Origin of the sequence: Treponema pallidum subsp. pallidum str. Nichols (genome assembly GCF_000410535.2) — a bacterium.
Lineage (GTDB): Bacteria > Spirochaetota > Spirochaetia > Treponematales > Treponemataceae > Treponema > Treponema pallidum.
Map to the genome: position 1 here is coordinate 1,019,036 of NC_021490.2, position 25,796 is coordinate 1,044,831.

The window sequence follows — 25,796 nt, forward strand, 5'->3', positions numbered from 1 at the left end:
CGTAACACAAAGAAACTGGTTCTGTCAGGCAACCGCTTCACGCCCATAAGAGCGCTTGACACGTCCGGCGCATTCCCGTTACGCTCGGCCCCGGTTTCGTTAGGGCAATTAGCTCAGCTGGTTAGAGTACAAGCATGACACGCTTGGGGTCACTGGTTCGATCCCAGTATTGCCCAGGAGCTCCTCTATTTCAGACCTGGCCCATTTTTTCTGTTTTTGGCAAAGCGGGGGGACGATAGCGGGTCGCCCGTCTCTTTTCCCCCTCCCTTTGAGGGGACCTCCCCGCTCGTAGAGGGGACGGGGTGCTCTCGCTCAACCAGGAGCCGATCGATGCGCCTACCGTCCATTTTCAAGATAGTAAATCGGCATCCGTTCGCATTTAACTGTTCTTTTACACGCGGGATTCGATTGCGTATGCTCAGCACATAACCGGCGATCGTGTGCACACCCGTGTGTGGCCGCGTCGTCCGCGCCAGAACCCCGAGACGATACATTTCGTTTAAATTCATCCATCCGCTAACGATCCAGCTACCGTCAGGGTTCTGAAAACAATCCTCACTATTGATCCCGTCGGCACGCGCATACTCCTGAACGCAACGCATAATCAACTCATCACGCGTTACCATTCCCTCAATCCCTCCGTACTCGTCAATTACAAACGCCATCTGAGCCTGCATCTGTTGAAAAAGATGCAACAGCTTACGCACACTTATTACCTCAGGTACAAAAATCGGCTGCTGCACTATACGCGCTATCACCGGATCTGCGATCCACACCCCCTGTCCTTTTGCATGAGCGTGCCGCCGACCCTCCATGTGAACATGCAATGCGCTTGCAACAGACTCTTGCTCATCCTGCTCACGAGAGGCTCCCGCGCTCCGTTCCATTTCAAGACATACGCGCACATACCGTTGCACAGAAAAATAGCCCACGACTGCGTCAATCGTACGAGCACACACAGGAAAATAGTTGTAATCGTCATGCTGCGAGATCATCGAGAAAATATGAGAAGGGAGTGCGCGCGCCTCGACCCATACAATATCGGTACGGTGCACCATGTAGCTTCCAATTCCCTGATCGAAACACACAGCACAATCAGCGTACGACATCTGCAGCATAGAGGCGCGTGCGCGTTGCCGCTGCCAGCTTTTCCCCATAAGCAAAGAAAAAATATTCGCTGCCCAATCCCACTTCATACGCTGGCCCACAAACCCAATTGTAATAAAAATTTCATACGGCTGCGACTCACACTTCTCCACCTCGCACCAAACGCTATTTTAAAAGGCGCGCTGCCTTTCAAAAGGAGAGTGCAGCGAGCACAAAGCAGCCGACCACGCGTTTTGGATACCCGTGTGAACCTCGCATGCAACGCACTGCCGGGTAAGACATATGCAACCAACTCTTCGTTATTTTCAAGAACTACCTACAGTTTACACGCGTGGCACCGTTTCCTCAAAAAGATATCTATGCCCCTGCCGCCGCGTCCGGTAGAACACCGTGCGTGTGTGTGCGCTATTCATTACGTGCAACAGAGCAAATCCTGCGTGCGAGCTTCCTCGCGCATGCTCGAGACTACCCGGATTGATTATAAGCACGCGGCTACTTACACACGCCCTTTGCACGTGGGTATGTCCATGCACCGCAATACTACAACACGCCTGCAGTGCTTGGGAAACGAGCACACTATCGCTCACATTCACCGAATGGGTGTGACCGTGCGCTAGAAAGAGCGTAACATCTGCCACCTGGATACGTCCACATAAGGGTATGTGCGAAGCACGATCACAATTTCCTGCAACCATAAAAATAACACCTGGAATACGCTCCCTCAGCACACGATTACGTCGTCCCCTTTGGCAGAGATACAACACATCCCCAATCCCGTCCCCTGCAAAAAGAAGGGCATCTGCACAAGAACCAAACTGATCTACCACCGCGGTCAAGGCCTCCGCGCTGCCGTGCGTATCGGAAACCAGCAACAAACGCGCACAAGACAGCATATGCAATGAGGCAATCGACTCCCGACCCCCTATCACTCCCGGTGCAGTCATCTCAAGCGTATTCACATTCTATCCCTTTCGTGTACGCTCCTTCCCGGACTGCCACCATACGAACGCACAAATCTGAACGTTTCTACCCGTTTTGACAGCAACACATGATTGTAGGCACGCACACCCGTCTCCGGGTCTACGTAGCATTCCATAGCATAGTCGGAGGAAAAAACACCCTGTTCCCGAAGGGAATCAGTGACATTCGCAAATGCCCCTCTGAACTCCTGCAGAGGACTTGCATGTGCTCGACGCGCGACACCCCTTCTGCGCACGATTTCACATGCTGCACGCAGGAGCGACTGGAGCTCCGCTTCTGTATTTGAAACCTCCGCCACTCCTTCTAGAGAATCTTCTTTTACCTGGAAATCCACGAGAATATCGCTACCTGCCTGCATAGGAAGCACCTCTTCCTCAGGCAAAAGAGAAACGATAAGCGTTTGCGCACGCTCGCGTTTTACCGCGAGCAAGTACTTACCACCTCCTACAGGCAATCCCAAACTGACAACCGCATCAGGCCGCATTTCATGCACGGCCTCGAGCACAACCTTCATGCGCGGCAAGGCCGAGAGGCGCGTCAAATCCCCGTACTCCACCACTCGCGCGCGCATGCGCCAGGCCTCGCACACCCGCTCGACGCAATCGACAAGATAAACGTGACCTGAGTACTTTTTTCCAAAAACGAACAGGACCTTCTGCTGAGAGGAAGGAGAGATCGGTACCACTCCAGACCTCTCCGTACTCTCCCGAACGCACGAACACGCCCCGAGAGAACACCAACACACGCACAAGAGACGCGCGAACTGTCCTGCACGGGCGCCCCTCCAACCCCTGCAGAACTTCATTCAGCACACGGGGAGACGCTGAGCGCTCTCCTCGCCCACGAAAGACACCGTGCGCGCCCGGTCCCTAGAACGGACGGTCCGCAAGGTACTTGTACTCTTGCCACTGTCTCCGCGCCTTCTCTTCTGCGCGCTTGAGCAGCATTTCAGCTCGCTCGGGATTTGCATTCTTAAGCGTCTTGAACCGAACTTCTTTGTACATGAAATCCGCAAGCTTAAAATCAGGTTCCTTACTGTCAAGCTGAAATGGATTTTTTCCTTCCGCAATGCGACGGGGATCGTAGCGGTACAACGGCCACAAACCACACGCGACGGCCTCTTTCTGATTAATCATGCCCTTGGACATATCAATCCCGTGGCTAATACAGTGGCTGTAGGCGACAATAAGCGATGGACCATCATAACTTTCAGCCTCTCTAAACGCCTTGACCACTTGACTCATGTTCGCTCCCATCGCGACACGTGCCACGTACACATACCCATAGCTCATGGCCATCAAACCAATATCCTTTTTACTGATCTCCTTCCCCGCCGCGGCAAACTTTGCGACGGCCCCGATAGGCGTGGCCTTCGACATCTGACCACCGGTGTTGGAATACACCTCCGTATCCATAACAAGGACGGTAATATTGCGCCCAGAGGCCAACACGTGATCTAGACCACCGTAGCCAATATCATAGGCCCAGCCGTCTCCCCCAAAAATCCACACCGAGCGTTTGATAAGGTGGTCAACGAGAGAAAGCATTTCCTTTGCAAGGGGTTCAGTACTCTCACTGAGCACTTTCTTAAGCTGATTAACGTAGGCACGCTGCTCTTCCACTGCAACATCGTCCGCCTGCTGGTTAGAAAAAATACTCGCAAACAGATCAGCCGCCACCCCTTTTTCCTGCAACTTGCGTCCAACCTCGCGGGCATACTCTGCAAGTTTGTCACTAGTCACGCGCATTCCGAAGCCAAACTCTGCTGCGTCTTCGAAAAGAGAATTTGACCAAGCGGGGCCGCGACCATCAGGACGCGTCGTATAGGGGGTTGTAGGCAAATTTCCCCCATATATCGAAGAACATCCGGTTGCATTCGCGATAATGGCGCGATCCCCAACAATCTGCGTCATCAAGCGGATGTAGGGGGTCTCCCCGCAGCCTGGGCAGGCACCAGAGAACTCAAAAAGAGGTCTTTTCATGGACGCCCCTTTTGGCAGACTCAAATTGAGCTTCTTCGCCTCAGGATCGGGCAGTTTAACAAAGAAGGCCCAGTTCTCAGACTCCACCGCACGGTGCTTGGAAAAACTTTCCATGTTGATAGCCTTACGCGTAGGATCAGCCTTATTTTTTGCCGGACATTGCTGCACGCACAGGCCACAACCTGTGCAGTCCTCTGGGGAAACCTGAATCGTAAACTTCGCCTCCCCAAATTCCTTGCCTTTGTAGTCACAGGAAGCAAACTTAGAAGGCGCATGCTCGAGCTCCTTACCATCGTACGCTTTCATGCGGATAACTGCGTGAGGACACACCATAGCGCACTGACCACACTGGATACAAACAGACGGATCCCAAATGGGTATAGTCTCGGCTATACAGCGCTTCTCGTACTGCGTGGTACCAGTAGGATAGGTACCATCCTCTGGTAGTGCGCTCACCCCAAGACTATCCCCCTGATTGAGCGCAATAGTACCTAACACGCTTTGCACAAACTCCGGAGCATCGGAACTCATCGCAGGACGACGCGTCACCAAACTACCGGCAACTCCCGGATACTCCACCAATCCCACCCCAGCGAGCGCCATATCGATAGTGGTGATGTTCCTCTGTACAACCTCCCCACCCTTTTTGCCGTAGGCCTTCTGTATAAATTTCTTAATCAGGTCAATCGCCTCAGCTTCCGGCAAGATACCAAAAATTTTGAAAAAAGCCGTTTGCATCACCACATTGATACGTGTGCCCATCCCCGCCTTCTGAGCGATAGAAATCGCATCGATGACGTAAAACTTCACCTCCTTTTCAATGATCTGACGCTGGACTTCTATGGGTATGTGATGCCACACCTCATGCTCACTGTACGGCGCATTCAGCAAAAAGGTCCCTCCACGCTTGAGCGTTTTGAGCATGTCAAAGGTTTCAAGGTACGTAAACTTATGACACGCTACAAAATCCGCCTGCGTAATGAGGTAGGGCTTACGGATCTTCTGCTTTCCAAAACGCAAATGAGAAATAGTAAAACCACCAGACTTCTTGCTATCGTAGGCAAAGTAAGCCTGCGCGTTATTATCCGTCGCCTCACCAATAATCTTAATTGAATTTTTATTCGCGCCTACTGTACCGTCCGAGCCCAGACCATAGAACACCGCCTGACACACATCTTGATCATCAAGCTGAAAGTTCGGATCAAAGTCTACGCTGCTGAACGTAACATCATCCTCTATACCGACCGAGAAGTTCGGGATCTTCTTCCCACTGAGGTTATCAAACACTCCTTTGGCCATCGCGGGCGTAAACTCCTTAGAACCCAGGCCATAGCGACCACCGAGCACGAGAGGGTAATGCGTAAACGGACACTTCTTCTGGCTCTGCATCTGGCCGATAGCGGTGCGCACATCCTCATAGAGAGGTTCGCCCAGAGAACCTGGCTCTTTCGTTCGATCGAGCACTGCAATCGCCTGCACCGTTTTGGGCAATGCATTGACAAAACACTCTGCGCTGAACGGGCGATACAAGCGCACCTTGACTAGACCACACTTTCCTCCCTGAGCATTGAGCACATCAACTGTCTCTTCAACGGCCTCAGAGCCGGAGCCAATCATGACAATCACCTTCTCTGCATCGGGTGCACCGTAGTAATCGAAAAGACGGTACTGGCGTCCGGTAAGCGCCGCGTAGCGGTCCATAGCTTTTTGGACAATGGAGGGCGCAACCGCATAGTACCTATTCACTGATTCGCGGACCTGAAAATACACATCAGGATTCTGTGCTGTGCCGCGGACCACTGGCTTTTCGGGAGTCAGTCCACGCATGCGGTGCGCATGGACAAGTTCGTCGTCGATCATAGCACGCATGACGTCATAAGAGACTTCTTCAATTTTCTGAATCTCATGAGAAGTCCTAAAACCGTCAAAAAAATGAACAAAAGGCACGCGCGCCTCGAGCGTCGCAGCATGAGCAATAACTGCGGTGTCCATGGCCTCCTGAACACTGTTGGAAGCAAGGAGCGCCCAACCTGTCTGGCGGCACGCCATCACGTCTTGATGATCACCAAAGATAGAAAGAGAACTTGTGGCGACAGCGCGTGCAGCAACGTGAAAAACAGCGCTCGTAAGCTCCCCTGCGATCTTATACATATTCGGGATCATAAGCAGCAATCCCTGAGAAGCAGTAAAAGTAGAAGAGAGCGCCCCCGTCGTCAGTGCGCCATGAACAGCTCCCGAAGCGCCTGCCTCAGACTGAAGTTCTACAACGGTGGGAACGGTACCCCAGATATTTGTGCGCCCCCGTGCGGAATATTCGTCTGCGATTTCTCCCATAGGACTGGAGGGAGTGATAGGGAAGATAGCAATGACCTCACTAAGCGCGTGAGCAACGTGCCCCACTGCGGTGTTACCATCCATCATGACGAGGTTCTTCTCAGACATACGACCGTCCTCTCTCTATAAAGTATCAGGGCAACCGGGTGCAGGGAAACACGCTCCATATCCGCCTCGATCTCCCCGTGTCCCGGCTATAGTAGCACACCCCGCCTGAATGTGCATCGGCTGCACGCGGGACTCACGCTTTTTTTCAAAAAACAAGCATCACTTCTCCCTGTTCAGAAAAAAAGAACACGCGCTTACTCCCCTGACAGCACACGTTCAAAAAGCACATCAAGTTCTCGCTCTGAATAGCGACGACACGCAAGAAAACTCTCCTTCACCGCCGCTGCCGTCTGTTCATCCAAGCTCAGACTTTTTGTATCCCGCAGATAGAGGACGAAATCTTCAAAAACCGAAAGCGGCAACCACGGAAATGCCACCTCAAAAATGCCATACCAGTGACCATACGCGCGCGCTTCTACAGACGCAAAAGCCACCCCTTGCTCTTTTAGTGACCCACGCATGTCCGGATGCACGGTGAATACCTTTTGGTTCAAGAGATCACAGTACTCCTGATCCGAAAAAAGCTTACCGGTTCTCCGGATAAGCCCCATCTTTTCAACCGCAGACACATCTGCAAGGACAGAAGCAGTAACAAAGTTCAACCCCTGATCCTGTACCTCATAGAGCACATACCGCGCGCGTTGCGCACGCTCCACACTCTGCTTTAACTCACCTTTTTCCAAAAGGGGACGCAAAATAACAGCGGGTTCCACAGCGCATTGTCACACAACCGACTGGAAAAATCCAGCTTGCCGCACCTCCTCCCCTGAGATGGTCTGGCAAAAGCGCTTATAAACTCAGATCAATTACCGTCCCTGAGTCCTCCCCGTCCTCATAGCTCACCAGCCCACGCGCCGCACGAAATTCATCGAGCTGCTGGCGCAAATCGCTGACCTGCGCACGGAGGAGGGCTCGGTTTTTTTCATTCTGCGCATATACCTGCTCCTGTACTCGAGACAGATCACACCGTAACTGCGCAAGCTCCTGCACACCAGACGCCTGCTGCAGACACAGCTGTTCCATCGGAGCCAACGCCTTTTGCACACGCTGAACATCTCCAAGCAACGCTTCTTCAAGTTCCACATGACGCAACACCGTCTCTGCGTCCTGCGCCTCAATGGCTACCTGTTGCTGCTGCAACACCACCAAATACTGCGCAAACTTTTCCCGCTGCTCCTGCAGCAGTGCCTTCAAGCGCTTGAGAGTCGCAACCCGACGCGCTACCTCTTCGTCTGATACCCGCGCACCGTCCATGCACCCTACCCCGCAAGGTTCACGTTATATGAAGCAGGCGACGCAGAAGTAACGGAGGATGCAGGACTCCTGACAATTTGAAACCACGCCTCGCGCAACTGCCTCATCATATCGCGCACGGTCACCAATTCATCAGCCCGCTTCTGGATATTCGCGTGAAACAGCTGCTGGTTGAAATACGCGTAAATAGAAAGCAAGTTCTGCGCTATCTTCTCCCCTGCTTCCATGTCCAACGACACGGAAAGCTCCGTAATTATCTCTTGCGCTTTCAAAATATGACGGTGCACCCGCTCAATATCAGAGGCGGGAATCTTTTGCACGTCCATAAGCTCAATCGCACACCCCAACTGCTTAATCCCTTCGTCGTACAACAGCAAAATAAGCTCACCCTGACTCGCCGTCTTCACATCCACCTGTCGATACGCACTCAGCGCGGGATCCTCATACGCCATAGCAGCCTCCATCGTAGCAAAACAATAGCGCCAATATCGACCACAACACTAACCCGCCTTAAGTACCGCCGCAGCCCCCTGCCTATCCCCTGATACCGTGCCAGACTGGGAGTGTACACTCTGAAAAACACTCCGCGCCTTTAAATACAGGATATCCCCCCGCATCTGCACCTTCCCCAGCACCCGAATTGGTTTTTGCGGGTCTACGGAAACCACAAAATTACAAAATACCGGCACAATCCCCTCAAGCTTTGTCAGTCGGTCATACCCAACAAGCAGATTAAAACTCACACTCCGCTCCGTCCGTTTGACGTTCGCCGCCATCCCTTGCCACACCACCCAGCAATCCAGGTATAGCCCCTTTTGCTCACGCACCTGCACATATGGATAATTATCTTCGTCGGGAAACGTATCAAAGGTCGGAAGCGCAAAATAGTCCATGAGCATACGTGCCCGGCGTTTAATCGAATGCGACGCATTGGAAGCAAGCAGCTTATTTATTTCCACCTGTGCTGCATTGTCCTTGAACGTCTGAAAGTATTTTTGCGCGTTGGCGTACGACTGCAAAACATCCTGCTTACTCAGCGTATACCGGTATGAACCGCTGCCTTCAAGCGGCCGTGCGTACTCCTCCTTCGTGAGCGTTAAAAACGATACGTCTGCACGCGAAGTCCGCGCAGTCCCCCTCCACAAACCTGAGTGCCACACACGCAATCCTGCTATACCCAACGCGCCGACTAACAGGGTACACAGGCATCCCACCCCTACCGCGCACACTACAGATCGGCGCCGATATTCGGCAACCCCAGGGCGTGGATACAAAGCCTTAACCTTTCCACTTTGAATAAAACCAGCAAGCGACTCAGGCGTATGGTGCGCTTTCAGCGCGTTCAGACCCTTCTGAGCAAGCCGATGTTTGGGATCCGCATCGAGCACCGCGATATAACGTTCAACCGCACGGTTCGTATCACGCCGCTTGAGTGCCAGCGCTGCCTCCGCACACAACAGCGTCGGATGCGACATCTTAATCTGCCGCGCGCGACCCAAATACGAAACCGCACCGGTTACTATTCCCTCATGCAAACACGCAAGCCCCAGGTATAAATGAAAGACAAAGGATTCGTGATAATCCAACACGCAAGGCTCAAGCAGTTTGATCACCTCGCCATACTTTTCCTGCGCAAACTTCCTCTTCGCTCGATCCAGTACTGACAACGCCATAAGTGCTCTGCTTTACAAACATTACCATAACTTGCACGAACAACCACTGTCGCGTGCAAGCACCACGCAGCAAAAACTAACCCCTATGCATAGCAAGAAGCAGTATCCCCGCAGAAAAACAAGCGCTCTAGTACCCTATGAGCGACAGGGTCTCCTTACACCTGAACACCTTACGCCCCTGAGCTGTCCTTGCAGAGAAGAGACCTCAAGGTACCGGAAAAAAAAGCAGAGCCTGACACTATCACATCCGCACCAGCGTCAAGCGCCTGCGGCAACGTGCGACAGTCGATGCCCCCATCAACCGAGATCATGTACGAATACCCCCGTTCGGTGCGCATCTGCACAAGTGCTGACACTTTAGAAAGGCAATGGGCAATCATCTGCTGTCCGCTAAAACCAGGATTAACCGTCATTACCAGCACTAGGTCCACGAAGGGCAGCACTTCACTGAGCGCAGCAACAGGAGTAGACGGCACGAGGCTAATACCCACCTTCACTCCCCGACCACGAATGGCATGGATAAGCCGGTGTGCATGCACCTCCGCCTCTATGTGAAAAGTTAAGAAGTCCGCGCCCGCCTGCACAAAATCCTCAATGAGGTCGGCAGGCCTACTGACCATCAGGTGAACATCAAACGGCAGGTGCGTTTTGCTACGCAAACAACGCAGCACCGGAGCACCAAACGTCAGGTTTGGCACAAAGTGCCCATCCATAACATCCAGGTGCACCCACTGTGCGCCGTGCGCTTCCAAATACACCAGCGCCCTATCGAGCGCAGAGAAATCTGCACTTAATAGTGAAGGTGCCAATGTAAAAGACCGCTCCATAGGTCCATGCTAGCAAACAAATCGAGCACCTGTAAATATGGATACTGGCGTGAACAACCCCAAACATTCAAGACAGTGTCCTGCTTATCCTGTTTTATTTGCGCCTAAACCGATAGAAAAATATCCTTCCCGCGGGTAGGCTGACCCCGTCATGGTGACTCCGAGCCAACACGCGCTCCTTGCAGAAGGCGTAGCACACCTAACGGACGCGCGCACCGCACCTGCTCTTTGCGCTCTCCTGAAACAGTATTTGGAAGAACTTATTCTCTTTAACACGCGCGCACACCTGGTGCATGTAACACACACAGAGGAACTTATCACACACCACCTATTAGACAGCCTCAGCGCCTGGCCACATTTCACCAACGCGCGCGCTATCGCCGACATCGGATCTGGCGCGGGCTTGCCAGGGATCCCGCTTGCCTGCGCACTCGCGTTGTATGCACCAGAAACAGAACTGACGCTCATCGAGCGGCGTGAGAAACGCATAGCATTCCTTGAAAATGCCTGCGCGCGTCTGGCGCTCCCCCACCTTCGTATCGTGCATGCGGACGCGCACGACCTCACTCCCTACACGTATGACGCAATCACCTTTCGCGCTCTGTGTCCCCTCAACCACCCAACGGTATATATGCTCCTGAACAAACTGCGCCCTGGCGGCGTAATACTCGCGTACAAAGGGAAGAGAAAACTCATCGAACAGGAAACGCGTGATTTCCTCCCACAGTCTTGCTCTGTCTTCCCCCTCCATGTTCCCTTCCTCCACGAAGCACGGCACCTCGTTGCCATACACACACCCTGCGCAGCGCCTCCCCAGTGACACAGGAGCACAGCAGAGAGGAGAACATACAAACGGCATGCCCATTATTTGGACGCTGCGGATACCCGTTTTCGCAGCTGGTCGAACTGCGCCTGATCGCAGACAAAACGCTTCGCTGCCGCACCACGGCGCACTATTTTGAGTGAGCGAATCGTATCTCCCGCTATAATTGCATGCACCACTTCCATACCCTCAACGACTTTGCCAAACACGGTATGCTTTCCATCCAACCACGGCGTAGCCACGTGGGTAATAAAAAACTGCGAACCGTTCGTTCCTGGTCCTGCATTCGCCATTGACAACACTCCTGGGCTGTCGTGTCGCAACGCAGGATCACATTCATCGGGGAATTGATAGCCAGGACCTCCCGTCCCATTTCCCTGCGGGTCTCCCCCCTGGATCATAAAATCTTTGATAACACGGTGAAACGTTAACCCCTGATAAAAAGGACGACCCTTGCACACCGCCAACGTTCCCTCTGCTAACCCCACAAAATTACACACCGTAAGCGGCGCCTTTTCAAAAAAAAGCGAGAGAACAATCGTTCCCCGATTTGTTTCCATTACCGCATATATACCGTCAGCGACCGCCAACCCTTCCTCGCGTACCATTTTTTCCTCCGCACACCCGATCCTGCCAACGAAGCAGAACAACATCACCCCCACACAGACGCGCCACACCTGCGTATTCATATCGCACCCCCGGTGTGACACACCCGCACCTGCTTGTAAAGCCCTTCCCCCTCACTTCTGGTCTCTACCCCACTGATCCCATGCAGCGTTGTATGAATAAGCCTCCGCTCATAGGGATTCATTGGCTCCAGCAACACCGATCGCTTGCTCGCACTTACCTGATCTGCAGTAGCATATGCCATGCGGATGAGCATTTCTTCCCGTCGGATGCGGTAATTCTCACAGTCAAGCACAACCTTCACCCCTTTAGCACCAATTTTGGTAAAAAATACATTCGCTAATAGTTGCAACGCATCGAGGTTCTTCCCCTTCTTTCCAATCAAAATTGCAGAATGGCTTGAGTGCAATCTAACCACCACCCGATCTGACTCCCGTACGAAGGCATCGATTGTCACCGCGTAGCCCATTGCGTGGAATACATGAGATAAAAAAGCACGCAGCTGCGCCCCAAGATCTGCAAACTGCTGCTCACTCAACACAGAAACCGGATCGTACTGCGCATGCGCCGCATGACCCGGCGAGGCGGTGACCGCCGCTACATGCACACGAATACGCGCAAAACCCTTCTTGAAAAGAGAGGATTTTTGTATCTCCAGTATCTCCACATCAAACTGATCTACTCCCAATCCCAGCTCTGCAGCGGCACGCGCAATGGCGTCCTGTTCTGTCTTGCCTTCAAACTCATACACCATACACCGACTCCTGCATCAGGTTTTATTCTTGTTAGCCGTACGCTTCATCACCAACTGCTGTACAAGCGTCACTCCGTTCATTGCCGTCCAATACACTAGAAGACCCGAGGGCGCATCATAAAAGAAAAAGAAAAAGAACAACGGCATCACATAGGTCATAATCGTCATGGATGTTTTTTGCTGCTCTGTGTGCGGTACCTGCGTCAACTTACTAAACATAATTTGAGAGACTACATACAAAACCGGCAGCATACGCATTTGAGTCCACTGTGTCACCGGCAATGCGAACGGCAGTGTCCACACGCTGTCTGCCAACGAAAGATCAGGAATCCAATACGGGATAAACATCGCACCACGGAACTCGAAGTAGTTATTGAATAACCGATACATCGCAAAAATAATAGGCATCTGTACAAGCGTTGGGAGACAGCCTGAAAGCGGATTGTACTGCGCTTCCCGGTAGAGTTTCGCCATTTCCTCATGTATCTTCTGCGTATTCCCTTTGTACCGCTCTTGGATACGCTGCATGTGTGGCTGCAGTTCTTGCATCTTTTGCATAGCGATAAAGCTCCTTTTCGTCAGCGGGAAAAAGAGCACCTTTATTGCAATCGTCACCAAAATAATTGCCACGCCCCAATTAGGAATGAGGGTGTAAAACAAACGCAGGAGCCACTTAAGGAGCACCTCAAGCGGATAGAGAATACCACCGCTTACTGCCACCGCATCGATATACGTGCGCTCAAGCCCATAGGGATTTCGAGAGGCAACGTTGTACGCACTCAAATACTGCTCTGCGCACGGGCCGATGTACACACGATAAACATCTGCAACCGCAGGCTGCGCAACAGCGCGGCGCACAAACGCGATGTGATGCTGCACAGCTGTTTCAGCTTGGGGAGCCGATAGCACTAGTCTTTTCAGACTGTCCGCATCATTGGGCAAAACGATGAGCGCAAAGTACTTACCCGAGACACTCGCCCAAGAGACAGGCGTATCTACCTGTTCACGTCCATCTCCTTTCAGAGCATACGTTTTCGCCTTGCCACCTGCACCTACCATGAAGGTGCGAAACTCATACTTGTCCGCCGCATTCCGCTCAGGCCCGATCTCAGGCGGTGTGCGCAGGGTATAACTTGCTGTCCCAAAGTCAAAGCCATTCGCCCGCGCAAGAACAGTAGTCGCTGGGCCAGCATTCGTCTCCGCCACCGCGCGCACCTTCGCCCCTTGCCGGCTGTCTTCCCGCTCCTCTAGAACGTCTGCACTCAGGGAAACGTGCAACTCAAACATATAATTATCAGGATAGAATACGTATCGCTTCGCCAGCACGAAAGGAGTCCGTGTACCGTCAGCATGCTGCGTGGCAACACTGCGGTAAAAACCTATGGAATGCACGCCACGCGCGCCTATCTCCTGCTTTACTTGGAAAAGTGCATTCACATTCGGAGCATACTCGTCCCCCAGCGCGAGCGAGAAAGCTCGATGGTCTGGACGTGCCTGTTCCACCATTTCTACGTACTCACGTCGTTGCGCCGCATAGTGCTCACGCAACTGATACGAAAGAATATCTCCACCACGATTGGTAAACGTCACTTGCACTAGCGGGGTGCGTACCACATACGTGCGCTCTACACGCTCTTCAGTTTCTGATTCGGGAAACACCAGCACCTGGCCGGAAGGATGCGCAGCAGGCTGCGTGGTCTCTTGCGTATCTGCTGCACCCCCGTGAGCACTTTGAGTGCGCGTCTCCTCAGGTACGGCCGACAGGGTGTGTTCCGCAGCAGAGTGCGAGGAGGATGCAGACGGATACAAAAGTTCCTGAAGGAACGAAGCTCCCACAAGCACTAACACCGACAATACGACTGCAATAAACATATTTTTTTTCATCACGAACACTCCTGCGCGTCTGTTTGCAATGGGAGTACGTCCTTTGTTGGTACTGGGTCGTAACCACCTCGAGCAAAAGGATGACAACGTACAACTCTCTTTACAGTAAGAAAAAGACCCCATACACATCCATGTACTCGCACGCTCTCATAGGCATACTGCGAGCAACTCGGATAATAACGGCACGAAGGCAAAAGATGAGGGGAAAGAGCGCGCTGGTAAAAACGGATCAGCGCGAGCAACAATCCACTAAATACCCATGCACACAAGCGACGCACACTCACGGCCTATTCCTGCCTTTCAGCGGTAAATTCAGAGAACAGACGCGCGCGATCACACAACACGCACAGCAGCCGCTGATACGCCGCAAGGCTGTCTTCCACAACGGAAACCAAGAGGACCAAATCAAAACCTGGAACGAGAGAACTTTTGAGTGCACGATACGCCTCTTTTGAAAGCCGTCGTGCGCGATTGCGCGCGACGGCTTTTCCATAGCCGCGCCGAAAAGTAGCAAGGAACCGACTATACGCACACCCGTTTGGCAACACAAAAAGACACGCGCGCCCGTAGCAAAACCTACGTCCCTGTTTGAACACTGCACGCACCCGGCAGGAACCGCGCAACCGTTCGCAGGCATCAAACGTAACGCGGACGGTGAAACAACGCGAAGAAACGCGTGAGGCAGCCACAAGGCCTAGTAAGGTTTTTTCTCGTCAGAAACGGTGAGCTTGCGTCGTCCCTTCGCACGACGACGCCGGAGTATCGCGCGCCCACCACGCGTTGCCATGCGCGCGCGAAAGCCAAATTTCCGCACGCGTTTCCGCCTGCTTGGTTGATAGGTCCGCTTCACCGATTTCTCCTCCCCCTGCTAAGAACACGAGGGTCCACTCTGTACCAAAGGTACCGGAGGCGTCAAGATCCCCTCTTGTAGGGGGAACCGGCTCCTCGGGAGGAGCCGCGTCAGCACCTTTAATTCGAAATGTTTTGCTCACAGAAAAAGGGATAGGAGTGTGCGCGCCCTGTTTCTTGCGATAAGTGAGGCTTTAAATTCCGGAACGGTCTCCCATGTTCATTAAATAAGGCGCGATATTCCTCTTCTTCCCGCAAAAAAAGGCGAAACCAGGCTGATATCAGGCGACGGTACAACGCGAACGATTCCACACTCAGCGTTTTGTTGTACGTAAATCCCCACACTTCAAAATATTTATCCGTCCCCGCCCCATGTCCCATACCTTTTAGCGACAAAAAGCACGCAGGCACATCCTGTGGTAAACTCTGAAAGAACTCATACGACCGTTCAGGATATGCCAACATATCCTTTGTTCCCGTCAGAATCAGCACCGCAGCACGTACCGAGCGCAAATCAGTTCCCAGTTGCTCGTTTTTTCCCCCAACCATGTTCACCATATCAGCGCCCCCGTTAAAGGGATGCAACGCAACTACCGTTCGAATACGCTCAGGGTACCGATTTGCATAGTGCAGGGCAGCTGTACCACCCATCGAGTGTCCCAACACCCCTACACGCGTAAAATCAACCTTTCGATACAGAGGAGAGCCCTCCTGCTCATTTACGCGCTGCATAAGTGCATAGACACTATCAAACGTACTCAAAAAATCGGGTGGCCGCCGCTGAGCTCGCGACGTAAACACCACCGTGACAAATCCCTGTGCAGCCAGAAAGCGCGCTAACGCACGCTGATAATCTTGCGTGCTATTCCATCCGCGCGAAAGCATGATAAGCGGATACGTACCCTGATGCGCTGGATAATACACCGAGGCAGGATAACGCAGGTGCACTCGGTCAGTGAGTTGCTCATCAAACTGATTATCACGCACAGTACGCTTGTGCATTTTATTCAGAAGGGAGACATCATCGTTACACGCCGCCACTTCGAAGACTTCTTGGAAAGTAAGATCCTGCGCACGCAAGAAAAACGAGAAGAAAATACTAAATGCCAACCCACACCATTTTTTCATCACACACCCGCACAGAAACAAGCATAGCAACGCCGCCGCTTACACGCCCGCTCCGTTTGCCCGTGACTGCTCCATCACTTTACACGTGCTGCAGCACGTCCTTACCGTCACTTAGCGAAACAGATTCATCAGCAGCATCGGCACTGAAATTAAACTGCCAATCATTGCCCCTATGCTTGAAAGCACCACCACTAACAGTACATGCGCAAACTTATTACGATACCAGCCACGGAACGTAACAATATCGTCCGCCAGGCGCTCCATATCCGCCACTTGCGGCCGGCACACCCACGCCTGCGCAAAACCCGTAAACAAACCCACCCCGATTATCGGCGTGAGTACTGCAATTGGCGCCCCCACAAAACCCACCACTATGCTGAGCGGATGTCCGAGTGCACACAACACCCCCAGTGCTGTCATACTCCCGCTCCACCATAGCCACTGCATCAGTGCATCGCGCGATGCGCCTACGCCGCCAGCAAAAAAGCATGTCACCACTACCCCCATCAGCAGCAACGGAAACAGCCAACCTAACAGCTGCCCCGCATGCGGAGAACTACCCACCGTTTCTAGATTCGTCACTTCAGCCGTGCGTGCTCCGCACGCAAACTCGTACAAACACCGTTGCACACCCGCCACGCTCCCTGCGCTGACTACTGCCATTACCACTTGGCTGTCCACCGCCCAAATTTTGGAAGCCAGATATTGGTTCCGCTCGTCCACCAATACCCCCTTTACCGCCGGTAGGAACGAGATAATCTCTTGCATTAACCCATCCATCGCGCCGTGCGCACACAGTACCGCAACGCGCTGCTCGCTCAACTGTTCCCCAGTAAACGCCACACTCAGCAACACTGCCAGCAGCTTTGCTCGGCCCCAGGGATTTAACACGCGCCAGGCACGTCTGAGCGTCACCTCAATAGACCGATCGATATACGCTACCTGGGCAGAAAGCTCCGCTGCCACCTCAATTGCCGCTTTCACTTCATCCCCAAGTCTTACGCCAGTACCGGAACTCAGACGTTTCTGAAACGCAGACAGGGCTAGAGTACTGAGGAGAAAGAAGCCTTTCCCTTCACGCAAAACCCGCGCAAGGTCATATTCCTGCCACTGGCGCATCCCCAAGAGGTCCTGCGCACGCGCATCGTCCACTTCCACACACACACACTGCGGACGCCTCGCACGAATCGTGCGACGCACGCACTCAATGGCTTCCTGAGAAGTACAGGCTACCCCCATAAGCACCACACGGCGAGACCCGAACTCAAGACACGTCAGCTGGTGATCCATAACCACTTTCAAAGGGTAACCTTTACCCGAGACTCACGCCATCAACCAGTCGCACCTTGCCGACTGTCCCTCCCACACACGGTGGCGCCCAAGACGGCCTAGGGATTCGTACGCAGCGACGATGACCTCCCTCGTAAACGCCCAAGAGCACTCACCGCAAGTCGGTGCTCAAAGGAAGAAGGAGCACGCGCCGATTCTACTTCACCGTAATGTTTCTCGGCAAGCAGATGCCGCCCCCCGAGTTCGTAAAAAAAGGCAAGGTAAAACGAGTATCTTATACGCTGGGGCACTGACTTAATTTTAGATATACGGGAAGCCATATCCTGTTCCCCACTCAAATCGACAAACAAGCGACACAAAAAATACTCCACTTCCCGTCGCGTTCTATCTACGGTCCGAATAAACGTCCGCATAAAGTGCTGCGCCTTGTGTGCCTGGCCCATCTGACACAAACACAGCGCCGTCATGAGCGCATACGAGATATTCGTTGGGGCGTAGGTAAGCGCAGTTGCAAAAGCCTCACGCGCCTCTTCCCACCGCTGCTGCTCCCAAAATAGCACTCCTAAGCTTTCGAAAGAAAAATGGTATTTCGGATACAGCTGCACCGCGCGCTGATAGTGCTCAATCGCTTTCTCCGCTCGCCCGAGCTCGTCGTAAATTCCCCCCAGATAAATGTGGGCAAAATACGCATCAGCAGAAAGCGCCACTGCGCGCTCGAACGCCGCTGCCGCACGCTCCTTTTTTCCCGCCTGGGACAAATACGTGCCGAGATCTGTCCAATATGCAGGATCATGCGGATCAAGCTGCACCACACGTTCCAGATCCCTAATAGCTTCGAGCACTCGGTTCGTTTCCGCTTTCACCCGCGCACATTCTGCAAGCGCGCGCTCATGTTCAGGCGTATCCTGCAGTACCTGTCGGTACTGTGCCTCTGCCTCTTGCATCTTTCCCTGCAGATAGTACACCTTCCCCAAACCTACCCGCGCGTCCTGCGCACGCGGCTCCACGCGCAGCGCGCGCGAGAAAGCCTGCACCGCCTGGGCATAATCATTAACACTTAAAAAATCGTAACCGCGTTCAGTCAGTGCCCACAGATCGTGCGGATCCTGCGCAAGAATCTTTTCTACATACTGTTTCTTCTTGCGCACATCTCGTTTCGCTTGCGCTATCATTGCGTGTGCGTACCACAGTTGCACCGTTTCAGAAGCCGTAGGACCGTCCTGCCCAAGCTTTTCTGCAAGCTCCTGCGCGTGCGTCAATTTCCCTGCGGAAATGAGCGTAGAAAGATACAGGTATTGGATGCGCTTTTCGGCACGATGCTCAGGGCTCAACGTATCGAACAGCTGCAACGCCTCTTCCCACCGCTGCTTTTCCAACAACCCACTGAGCTGAGCTGCAAAACGGATATTAGGATTTTCGCTTTTTAAAAGCTGTGCCCGCTCGCTCTCCCGAGCGCTGTTCGATCCAGTACTAACACAAGATACAAAGAGCGCACCTAAGAGCACACTCACCTTAAAAAGAGTGCCATACCGCACACCGACCCCCTGTACCGCACGCTGCCGACACCCGCGCGTCGCTGAATTCTCGGCGTCTTTCTTTTACCTTTTTATTTAAATCGCAGAGGAACTTTCCTGGAGCTCCCCCACAAGAGCCATGCCCTTGACCTGAGAGGGAAAATCAGCTTATGCTTCCGCCGATGGCGTGCGGGGAGTCCTGGGAAGAGCTCAAATATCGTGAAGTTTTTGAGGAAGAATTGAGCGCGCTCGAGCACCGTCGCCAGCGCGATCCAACGTGCAGCGTCTCGGATATCGAGGCGGTTCTGGAAACTCTTTATCTCATGGATGGGAATAATCAGGATGGGCGTGGGAACCCCCGTCAAATCGGTCTGGACGCTACCATAGCCGCGTACGAGCAGTTTCTGTGCGAGTGGAGACGCCAGCTGAGCACTGCCTCGCCCCTGAGCATGGAAAAGAAATGAAACACCCCTCGGTGCGCGTATGCTGCTTTGCGTTCGCATCCTGTCTTCTTTGTGCAGGCTGTTCACTGAAAAGGCTCGCCTTTTCCTCTCTCTCCCACACGCTCGCTCCCTTTCCTGAGGGGGAACTGGACGCGCACCTTTCGGACGCCGATTTTACGCGCGTTTTCACCGAGGAAGATGATCTTGATTTAGTCGCCCAGTCCCTCCCACTGGTGCTCAAGGTGTACGAAGCGCTGCATCTGCAGAATCCCGCGCACAGAGGACTATCCCTCGCTGTCGGCAGGCTCTATATCATGTACGCTAATGCTTTTGTCCAGACCCCTGCTCAGTATTTGCCAGAAGACGAGTTTGAGGCGCAGAACGAAGCCTATTCGCGCGCGAGGAAACTGTATTTGCGTGGCGCGCGCTATGCGCTCTCCTCGCTAGAAACCGCATATCCGGGCTTCACCCGTGAGGTATTCTCCGGGGATGAGCAACGGTTGCACAAGGTACTTTCTCGCTGTACGCGTGTGGATGTGGGCACCCTTTACTGGGTAGGTACGGGGTACGTGGCGGCGTTCGCCCTTACCCCTCTGGGAAGCGCGCTCCCAGACACCGTGCATGCGGCGGTGATGATGCTTGAGAGAGCCTGCGATCTGTGGCCTTCGTATCAGGAAGGAGCAGTCTGGAACGTACTGACCAAGTTTTACGCCGCAGCACCAGAGTCTTTCGGTGGGGGGATGGAGAAGGCACATACCGCGTTCGAACACCTTACGCGGTACTGCAGCGCGCACGACCCTGATCACCACATCACATACGCTGATGCGCTGTGCATACCCCTTAACAATCGTGCAGGTTTTGACGAGGCACTCGATCGCGCTCTTGCCATTGACCCTGAGTCGGTGCCGCATAATAAACTACTGGTGATCCTTTCTCAAAAGCGTGCACGTTGGTTAAAGGCGCACGTGCAGGATTTTTTCTTGGATTGAGAATAAGCAGAATTCGTGGTGCAGGTAGTCTCCCTGCACAGGACGCGCGTTCTTGTGTAAAAAATTACTTTTTGCAAAAGGAATATCTGTATGCGAACGTACTTTTTCATGAGTGTCTGCTCGGTACTCACCTGTTTTGGCCTCTATGCAAAAGAAAAAGTGGTGTTGAAGATCGCTTCCATTGCCCCTGCACGCTCCATCTGGGAAACAGAGCTGAAAAAGCTTTCAGCAGAATGGAGTGAAATTACTGGCGGTCTGGTGTCCATGAAGTTTTATGACATGAGTTCGCTCGGAGGAGAACGAGAGGGAATTAGAAAATTAAAATCCAGTCGTCCTGGTCAGGCAGCTCCTCTTGATGGAGCTGTTTTCAGTTGTTTAGGTCTGAGCGAACTCGCGCCAGATTCCGGTATCTATACGCTCTCGGTCCCCTTTCTCATTCAAAATGAGAAAGATTTAGAACGAGTTCTGCATGAGCTGCGCGAAGATTTAGACAGACCCTTCCGCGCAGCAGGTTTTCGCGTCATCACGTGGACGAACGCCGGTTGGCTTTCTTTTTACACACGCGCGCCGTACGCATCGTTAGGACAATTAAAAAAACAGACTATCGCCCTTTCCAGCCTAGACAGCTCGGTCCTCGGTACCTGTTTTAGAATATGCGGTTTTGACATCAAAGATGCACCGAACGCGCGCCTTGCACCGTTACTGAAAGCAGGTAGCATCGACGGTTTTCTTTCAGTGCATTTGTTCACCTGGGCAACCGGTTTTTACCGGTACATTTCGTACGCGCTCGACACTAAGATTTGTCCTGCGGTAATCGGTATGCTCATCTCAGACGGGTCATGGGCGCGAATCCCATCGCGCTACCACGACGCTATGCTCCAGGCAGCTACACGCGTAAGACAGCGCCTAGCTAATAACCTTGAGACACTTGATCGCGAATGCAGCAACAATATACAGAAAGCCGGGGTCTCCATCGTCCATCTTACCCCGCAGGAAATACAGGAATGGCGTACCGAGTTCGCTGCAGACGTCAAGCGCATCCAGGCGCGCTTACCTGGCATGTTGAACATGACTTTGTACGAGAAGATCAAACACCTCTTGTACAGCGCACAGCGCTGAGCTTAGCCGGTATAAGAGGGAAGGCGATGTCATGAAGGGTACACGGGGACAACTGGTTTTGCGCAGCATAGCGCTTCTGCTCATTGGGACGCTCATGCTGCTGCCGTTAGTGCTTTTTTTAATTGAACGGATATTCGGTTTTCTTACGCGGGGCGTAGGTTCCGAGGTGTTCTCCGCGCACGAGGACTTCATTTTCCTTTTTTTCTCCTCCTCTGACGCCGCGGTTGCACAGTTAGCCTTCGTGTTTTCCTGTGTTGCAGGCATTTACGCTGCGCGTGAACGTAAACACTTGAGTGTCACCCTGTTCTCGTGCGACGTGGACAGACCGATGCACCGCGTTCTTTCCTTCCTCTCTGCGATCTGTACGGTGGCAGTGCTCAGCGCTTGCTTTTTTGCGTCTGGACCGAATATCGTCGCAGTTTTTCGCAAAGAAGAAGCTGTGTGGGGAGTGCCGTTACGCTGGATTTTTACCGCGCTGCCATGCATGTACGGCGCGCTTCTTTTTCACTACGCACGAGAAGTCAAGTGTCGTACGTGCGTCATCGTTGGACTTTTAGTTGGCGTGCTGATAAGCACAGGATCCATCGCCTCTGTGCTTTTCCATCTCTTTGACCTGACCGTACCCCTGCTGGATAGTGTCTTTCACGGCTGGGTAGCAGTGGGTACACGACTCTTTTGGCCGTTCGTGCTTCTCCTTCTTCTGCTCGCTGCACAGGGTCTCCCGCTTTTTATTACGCTGCTTGCCATCGCGTATCTGGCGCTGAGCGTCGATGGAGGATACGTGGATACCCTTCCTCTCGAGGGGTACAAGATCCTCACGGATACGGGAGGAATCGTAGCGGTTCCGCTTTTTGCCACTGCAAGTCTGCTGCTTGCACGCGGCAGTACTGGAACGCGTCTGCTTCGCTTGGTAAAAGAAGCGGTGGGCTGGCTTCGTGGAGGAGCAGCAGTTGCCTGCGTGGCAGTAGCGGCGCTGTTTACGTCATTAACCGGTGTATCGGGGGTGACAATCTTGGCCCTAGGAAGCTTATTCAAGCTGATTCTCACGGGTAACAAATACCCCGAGCACGATGCAGAAGCGCTCATTACCTCCTCTGGCGCCATCGGACTCCTATTTCCACCCAGTGCAGCGATTATCATTTTTGGCGCAACTAACATTCTTACCGTACATATTGTGGATTTGTTCAAAGGTGCATTGCTTCCCGGGACATTACTTGTGCTTTCTGCCATGTGCTTAGGGGTGGCAAAAGATCGCACACAGGTCCGTCCATCCTTCTCCTGGCAGTTGCTTGTCCATGCCGTAAGAGGAAGCGTATTTGACCTTGCCCTGCCAGTGTGTATTAGCCTGGGCTATTTTTCCGGTACGCTCAACCTGCTGCAGTGCGCGTCGCTGACAACTCTCCTGGCTTTTGTATTAGGTACGTGGGTGCGCAGGGATTTCACCGTGAAGGAAGCTTGCGCAACCGCCCTTGAGAGTCTGCCTATCGTCGGTGGCATTTTAATCATTGTCGCAGCAGCGAAGGGGCTGTCCTTCTACCTGGTGGATGCAAACGTACCGGACACCCTCATCGCGTTTCTGCAGCATGCAATTTCATCAAAGTATGCGTTTTTGCTCCTTTTGAATGTACTGTTGCTGGGTGTCGGGTGTATCATGGATCTGTATTCGGCGATCCTGGTAATTTCTCCCCTAGTGTTACCCCTTGCAGTGCATTTTGGGGTACATCCGGTGCACGCGAGCGTCGTTTTCCTGATGAACCTTGAGCTAGGTGCGCTGACCCCGCCGATTGGAATGAACTTGTTCATCGCGAGTTTTGCATTCGAAAAACCGATTGTGTATCTCACGCGCGCTATTGCACCCTTCTTGCTAGCACAACTGGGAGTGCTTCTTCTTACAACTTACATACCATGGCTCAGCACTGCATTCCTGTAGCACCGCGTTCCGGCCACAAGTCTGAAAAAGTTGAAAAGAAACGCCGCAGGCATGCTGCGATCCCCGTTTTATGCGCCGGGTGCAGCCTCCCTGCGGGGATTCAATTGTCTGTATACCTTTTCCGCCAGGCCGAATCCACCCTGCGCGGCTAGCTGCGCACTAAAATGCTCATAGAGGGCGTCTTCGTATAACCTTCCTGAAAAACTCCGTTCACCTGCAAGCGTCTGCCCGCTCAACGTCTCGCGCATAGACTGCACCATCACTCTCACAAACAGCGTTTCAAGCTCCCGAGCTTGAGTGTACAGCGCATCATTCTTTTCTGCAGAACAGGCAGCACCTTGCTGCGCAGCGGACAAGCGTGCCGCGAAAGAACCACTACCTTCCATTTTCCCTGTCTTAGACAGGGTAACGGAAGGAACAGACTGCATCCCCAATGACAATACACGGTGCACGTTCACCTTTCAGTCTCCTAACGCTTGAGCGCCACTGCTGTGCCGAGCATGTTGTCACTCGTTTGAATTGCTTTTGAATTAAACTCATACGCACGCTGGGCGACAATCATGTTCACCATTTCACTTACTGTAGACACGTTTGACATTTCCAAAAACTTATGCTCAACCTTTCCGAATCCTTCAAAACCCGGCCTTCCGGGAATTGGCTGGCCGGACGCAGGTGTTTGGGTAAACACATTCCCCCCCTCTGCTGCAAGCCCCGCATTGTTCGCGAAGCGATACAGCTCAAGCTGTCCTACCTCAACCGGATCTCCCTGTTCCCCGACTCGCACCGTAACGCGCCCATCCTTGCTAATAGCGATACTGTGTTCTACGTAGTTTTCGGGAAAAATAATCTCTGGAACGAGACGCAACCCGTTTGAGGTCACCAATTGCCGCTCCGCATCCACCTTGAACGAACCGTCGCGGGTATAAGCATAGGTTCCGTCATATTGCAGTACGCGAAAAAACCCCTCACCCGCAATAGCCACATCTCCGCTCACACCCGTGTGCTGGAGCGAACCTTGTTCGAAGAGGCGCTGCGTTGCAGCGAGTTTCACCCCGTGCCCCATCCGTACCCCAACAGGGGTAAGTGTGTCCTCAGTTGCAGGCGTACCCGCGGTGCGTATGGTCTGATACAACAGGTCCTCGAACTCCGCACGCTGTCTTTTAAAACCAGACGTATTCACATTCGCTAGATTATTCGCTACCGTATCGATGTTTGCCTGCTGGCCGTTCATCCCCGTAGCAGCGGTCCACAAACTTCGTACCATTCACACCTCCCTCTCACTCCGCTACACGCTATGCTCGTCTATATCTTCTTTACATTCTATAAAACATGCGGACAACTACTTTGCACGCACCACTTCGTTCCACAATCTGCCCATCATTCCATCTTCTGCTTGAATAGTTTTTTGGTTCGCCTCATACGCGCGATTCACCTCAATCATACGAACCATTTCATTGACCACGTTTACATTCGACGCCTCAACAAAACCCTGCACTGCAGCCGGACGTTCAGGACCTTCCGCAGCAATAGGGGCCCCTGAAACAGGAGTTTGCATATACGTATCAGCACCCTTCTTTTGCAGGTAACGAACATTTTCAAACGTGACAATTTTCAGCCGATCTAAAAAAAAACCGTCAACGTCTGGCCTATCTATGGGACGTACATAAATCTCCCCGTTTTGATTGATCGTATAGTATCGCTCCTGCAGAAAAAGTGGACCATTTTCTCCCAGTACTGGATACCCATTTTTAGTCATAAGGTAACCTTCTACACCGACTAGGAAATTCCCATTCCGGGTGTACTCTTCTCCCTGTGGAGTCCTAATCACAAAAAAACCCATCCCCTCAAGCGCAATATCCGAAGGACTTTGCGTTTGTTTAAGCGAACCCTGCTCAAATTCAGTGAACAGTTCATTCACCTCAACACCGAGGCCTAACTTTCCAACTATAGGAGAAACGTCCGAAGAACCGAAAGGGTTCTTCACCACACCATCGTCGTTTACACGACGCAATAGGAGCTCTGGAAAACTCTTGTGAACTGCTACATCTCGCTTGTAGCTTGTTGTGTCTACATTCGCTAGGTTTTGCGCAATAGCATCCAGCCTGCGCTGCTGCGCGCTCATGCCACTGGCTGCGGTATACCACCCTCGGATCATACGCCCCTCCGCTCCCCCTGGTATC

27 protein-coding genes and 1 tRNA gene are annotated in these 25,796 nt (G+C 52.8%); 6 read left to right on the forward strand and 22 right to left on the reverse strand.

What is annotated here, in order from left to right; genetic code table 11:
• Nucleotides 1-102 precede the first annotated feature (102 nt).
• Nucleotides 103-176: transfer RNA gene (locus TPANIC_RS04605), tRNA-Val, on the forward strand.
• Nucleotides 177-185: 9 nt separating this feature from the next.
• Here TPANIC_RS04605 and TPANIC_RS04610 read toward each other — a convergent pair.
• From TPANIC_RS04610 to rpe, 9 genes are all read right to left on the reverse strand, one after another.
• Nucleotides 186-1,259, reverse strand: coding sequence for a transporter associated domain-containing protein (locus TPANIC_RS04610; protein ID WP_010882379.1), 1,074 nt, complete (start codon nt 1,257-1,259; stop codon nt 186-188).
• Nucleotides 1,260-1,430: 171 nt separating this feature from the next.
• Nucleotides 1,431-2,066 (reverse strand): metallophosphoesterase family protein, encoded by a 636-nt coding sequence (locus TPANIC_RS04615; protein ID WP_010882380.1) that lies wholly within the window; start codon nt 2,064-2,066, stop codon nt 1,431-1,433.
• Nucleotides 2,063-2,773 carry a hypothetical protein gene (locus tag TPANIC_RS04620; RefSeq protein WP_014505655.1) on the reverse strand — a complete coding sequence of 237 codons (711 nt, stop codon included), beginning with the start codon at nt 2,771-2,773 and terminating at the stop codon, nt 2,063-2,065. Before TPANIC_RS04620 ends, TPANIC_RS04615 begins: the two co-directional genes overlap by 4 nt.
• A 184-nt stretch (nt 2,774-2,957) precedes the next feature.
• Nucleotides 2,958-6,512, reverse strand: coding sequence for a pyruvate:ferredoxin (flavodoxin) oxidoreductase (gene nifJ / locus TPANIC_RS04625; RefSeq protein ID WP_010882382.1), 3,555 nt, complete (start codon nt 6,510-6,512; stop codon nt 2,958-2,960).
• Nucleotides 6,513-6,706: 194 nt separating this feature from the next.
• Nucleotides 6,707-7,225: a hypothetical protein gene (locus tag TPANIC_RS04630; protein ID WP_010882384.1), complete on the reverse strand. Its 519-nt coding sequence runs from the start codon at nt 7,223-7,225 to the stop codon at nt 6,707-6,709.
• A 76-nt stretch (nt 7,226-7,301) separates the two neighbouring features.
• On the reverse strand, nt 7,302-7,766 hold the full coding sequence (locus tag TPANIC_RS04635) for a hypothetical protein (protein ID WP_010882385.1): 465 nt from the start codon (nt 7,764-7,766) through the stop codon (nt 7,302-7,304).
• 5 nt (nt 7,767-7,771) lie between these two features.
• Entirely contained in the window at nt 7,772-8,218 is a 447-nt protein-coding gene (gene fliS, locus TPANIC_RS04640; RefSeq protein WP_010882386.1) for a flagellar export chaperone FliS, read from the reverse strand.
• Between the two features lie 48 nt (nt 8,219-8,266).
• Nucleotides 8,267-9,439, reverse strand: a complete 1,173-nt coding sequence (locus tag TPANIC_RS04645) for a hypothetical protein (protein WP_010882387.1) — start codon at nt 9,437-9,439, stop codon at nt 8,267-8,269.
• A gap of 170 nt (nt 9,440-9,609) precedes the next feature.
• The gene (gene rpe / locus TPANIC_RS04650; protein WP_010882388.1) at nt 9,610-10,266 is read right to left on the reverse strand and encodes a ribulose-phosphate 3-epimerase; all 657 of its coding nucleotides are present in this window, start codon (nt 10,264-10,266) and stop codon (nt 9,610-9,612) included.
• Between the two features lie 151 nt (nt 10,267-10,417).
• On the opposite strand from rpe, the gene rsmG reads away from it, so the two are divergent.
• A complete protein-coding gene (gene rsmG, locus TPANIC_RS04655) occupies nt 10,418-11,086 on the forward strand; it encodes a 16S rRNA (guanine(527)-N(7))-methyltransferase RsmG (protein WP_010882389.1) in 669 nt (222 codons plus the stop codon).
• A gap of 44 nt (nt 11,087-11,130) precedes the next feature.
• Here the strand turns inward: rsmG and TPANIC_RS04660 are convergent, their stop codons facing one another.
• From TPANIC_RS04660 to TPANIC_RS05515, 10 genes are all read right to left on the reverse strand, one after another.
• Nucleotides 11,131-11,778 (reverse strand): peptidylprolyl isomerase, encoded by a 648-nt coding sequence (locus tag TPANIC_RS04660; protein WP_010882390.1) that lies wholly within the window; start codon nt 11,776-11,778, stop codon nt 11,131-11,133.
• Complete coding sequence (gene jag / locus TPANIC_RS04665) at nt 11,775-12,470, reverse strand: RNA-binding cell elongation regulator Jag/EloR (protein WP_010882391.1); 696 nt, start codon at nt 12,468-12,470, stop codon at nt 11,775-11,777. The genes TPANIC_RS04660 and jag overlap by 4 nt, the downstream gene beginning before the upstream one ends.
• Before the next feature lie 15 nt (nt 12,471-12,485).
• Nucleotides 12,486-14,354: a membrane protein insertase YidC gene (yidC, locus tag TPANIC_RS04670; protein WP_014342847.1), complete on the reverse strand. Its 1,869-nt coding sequence runs from the start codon at nt 14,352-14,354 to the stop codon at nt 12,486-12,488.
• Entirely contained in the window at nt 14,354-14,638 is a 285-nt protein-coding gene (yidD, locus tag TPANIC_RS04675) for a membrane protein insertion efficiency factor YidD (protein ID WP_010882393.1), read from the reverse strand. The genes yidC and yidD overlap by 1 nt, the downstream gene beginning before the upstream one ends.
• A gap of 3 nt (nt 14,639-14,641) precedes the next feature.
• Complete coding sequence (gene rnpA, locus TPANIC_RS04680) at nt 14,642-15,043, reverse strand: ribonuclease P protein component (RefSeq protein WP_014342848.1); 402 nt, start codon at nt 15,041-15,043, stop codon at nt 14,642-14,644.
• A gap of 5 nt (nt 15,044-15,048) precedes the next feature.
• Nucleotides 15,049-15,204: a 50S ribosomal protein L34 gene (gene rpmH, locus TPANIC_RS05380; RefSeq protein ID WP_010882395.1), complete on the reverse strand. Its 156-nt coding sequence runs from the start codon at nt 15,202-15,204 to the stop codon at nt 15,049-15,051.
• Nucleotides 15,205-15,323: 119 nt separating this feature from the next.
• Nucleotides 15,324-16,361 carry a dienelactone hydrolase family protein gene (locus TPANIC_RS04690; RefSeq protein ID WP_010882396.1) on the reverse strand — a complete coding sequence of 346 codons (1,038 nt, stop codon included), beginning with the start codon at nt 16,359-16,361 and terminating at the stop codon, nt 15,324-15,326.
• A gap of 81 nt (nt 16,362-16,442) precedes the next feature.
• On the reverse strand, nt 16,443-17,621 hold the full coding sequence (locus tag TPANIC_RS04695; protein ID WP_014342849.1) for a TraB/GumN family protein: 1,179 nt from the start codon (nt 17,619-17,621) through the stop codon (nt 16,443-16,445).
• Nucleotides 17,622-17,719: 98 nt separating this feature from the next.
• Nucleotides 17,720-19,156, reverse strand: coding sequence for a tetratricopeptide repeat protein (locus TPANIC_RS04700; RefSeq protein ID WP_010882398.1), 1,437 nt, complete (start codon nt 19,154-19,156; stop codon nt 17,720-17,722).
• 71 nt (nt 19,157-19,227) lie between these two features.
• The gene (locus tag TPANIC_RS05515) at nt 19,228-19,479 is read right to left on the reverse strand and encodes a hypothetical protein (RefSeq protein ID WP_235214130.1); all 252 of its coding nucleotides are present in this window, start codon (nt 19,477-19,479) and stop codon (nt 19,228-19,230) included.
• Here TPANIC_RS05515 and TPANIC_RS05630 point away from each other — a divergent pair.
• The 4 genes from TPANIC_RS05630 to TPANIC_RS04720 all read left to right on the forward strand — a co-directional run bounded on the left by TPANIC_RS05630 (nt 19,375) and on the right by TPANIC_RS04720 (nt 23,616).
• On the forward strand, nt 19,375-19,599 hold the full coding sequence (locus TPANIC_RS05630; protein ID WP_235214131.1) for a hypothetical protein: 225 nt from the start codon (nt 19,375-19,377) through the stop codon (nt 19,597-19,599). The genes TPANIC_RS05515 and TPANIC_RS05630 overlap by 105 nt on opposite strands.
• Nucleotides 19,596-20,567 (forward strand): TRAP transporter TatT component family protein, encoded by a 972-nt coding sequence (locus TPANIC_RS04710; RefSeq protein ID WP_010882400.1) that lies wholly within the window; start codon nt 19,596-19,598, stop codon nt 20,565-20,567. The genes TPANIC_RS05630 and TPANIC_RS04710 overlap by 4 nt, the downstream gene beginning before the upstream one ends.
• Nucleotides 20,568-20,657: 90 nt before the next feature.
• Complete coding sequence (gene dctP, locus TPANIC_RS04715) at nt 20,658-21,686, forward strand: TRAP transporter substrate-binding protein DctP (RefSeq protein WP_010882401.1); 1,029 nt, start codon at nt 20,658-20,660, stop codon at nt 21,684-21,686.
• A 31-nt stretch (nt 21,687-21,717) separates the two neighbouring features.
• The gene (locus tag TPANIC_RS04720) at nt 21,718-23,616 is read left to right on the forward strand and encodes a TRAP transporter large permease subunit (RefSeq protein WP_010882402.1); all 1,899 of its coding nucleotides are present in this window, start codon (nt 21,718-21,720) and stop codon (nt 23,614-23,616) included.
• A gap of 68 nt (nt 23,617-23,684) precedes the next feature.
• On the opposite strand, the gene TPANIC_RS04725 is transcribed toward TPANIC_RS04720, so the two are convergent.
• From TPANIC_RS04725 to flgF, 3 genes are all read right to left on the reverse strand, one after another.
• Nucleotides 23,685-24,074 carry a rod-binding protein gene (locus TPANIC_RS04725; RefSeq protein ID WP_010882403.1) on the reverse strand — a complete coding sequence of 130 codons (390 nt, stop codon included), beginning with the start codon at nt 24,072-24,074 and terminating at the stop codon, nt 23,685-23,687.
• Nucleotides 24,075-24,085: 11 nt separating this feature from the next.
• Nucleotides 24,086-24,880, reverse strand: a complete 795-nt coding sequence (flgG, locus tag TPANIC_RS04730; protein WP_010882404.1) for a flagellar basal-body rod protein FlgG — start codon at nt 24,878-24,880, stop codon at nt 24,086-24,088.
• A gap of 75 nt (nt 24,881-24,955) precedes the next feature.
• Nucleotides 24,956-25,771: a flagellar basal-body rod protein FlgF gene (gene flgF / locus TPANIC_RS04735; protein WP_010882405.1), complete on the reverse strand. Its 816-nt coding sequence runs from the start codon at nt 25,769-25,771 to the stop codon at nt 24,956-24,958.
• Between the last annotated feature and the right edge of the window lie 25 nt (nt 25,772-25,796).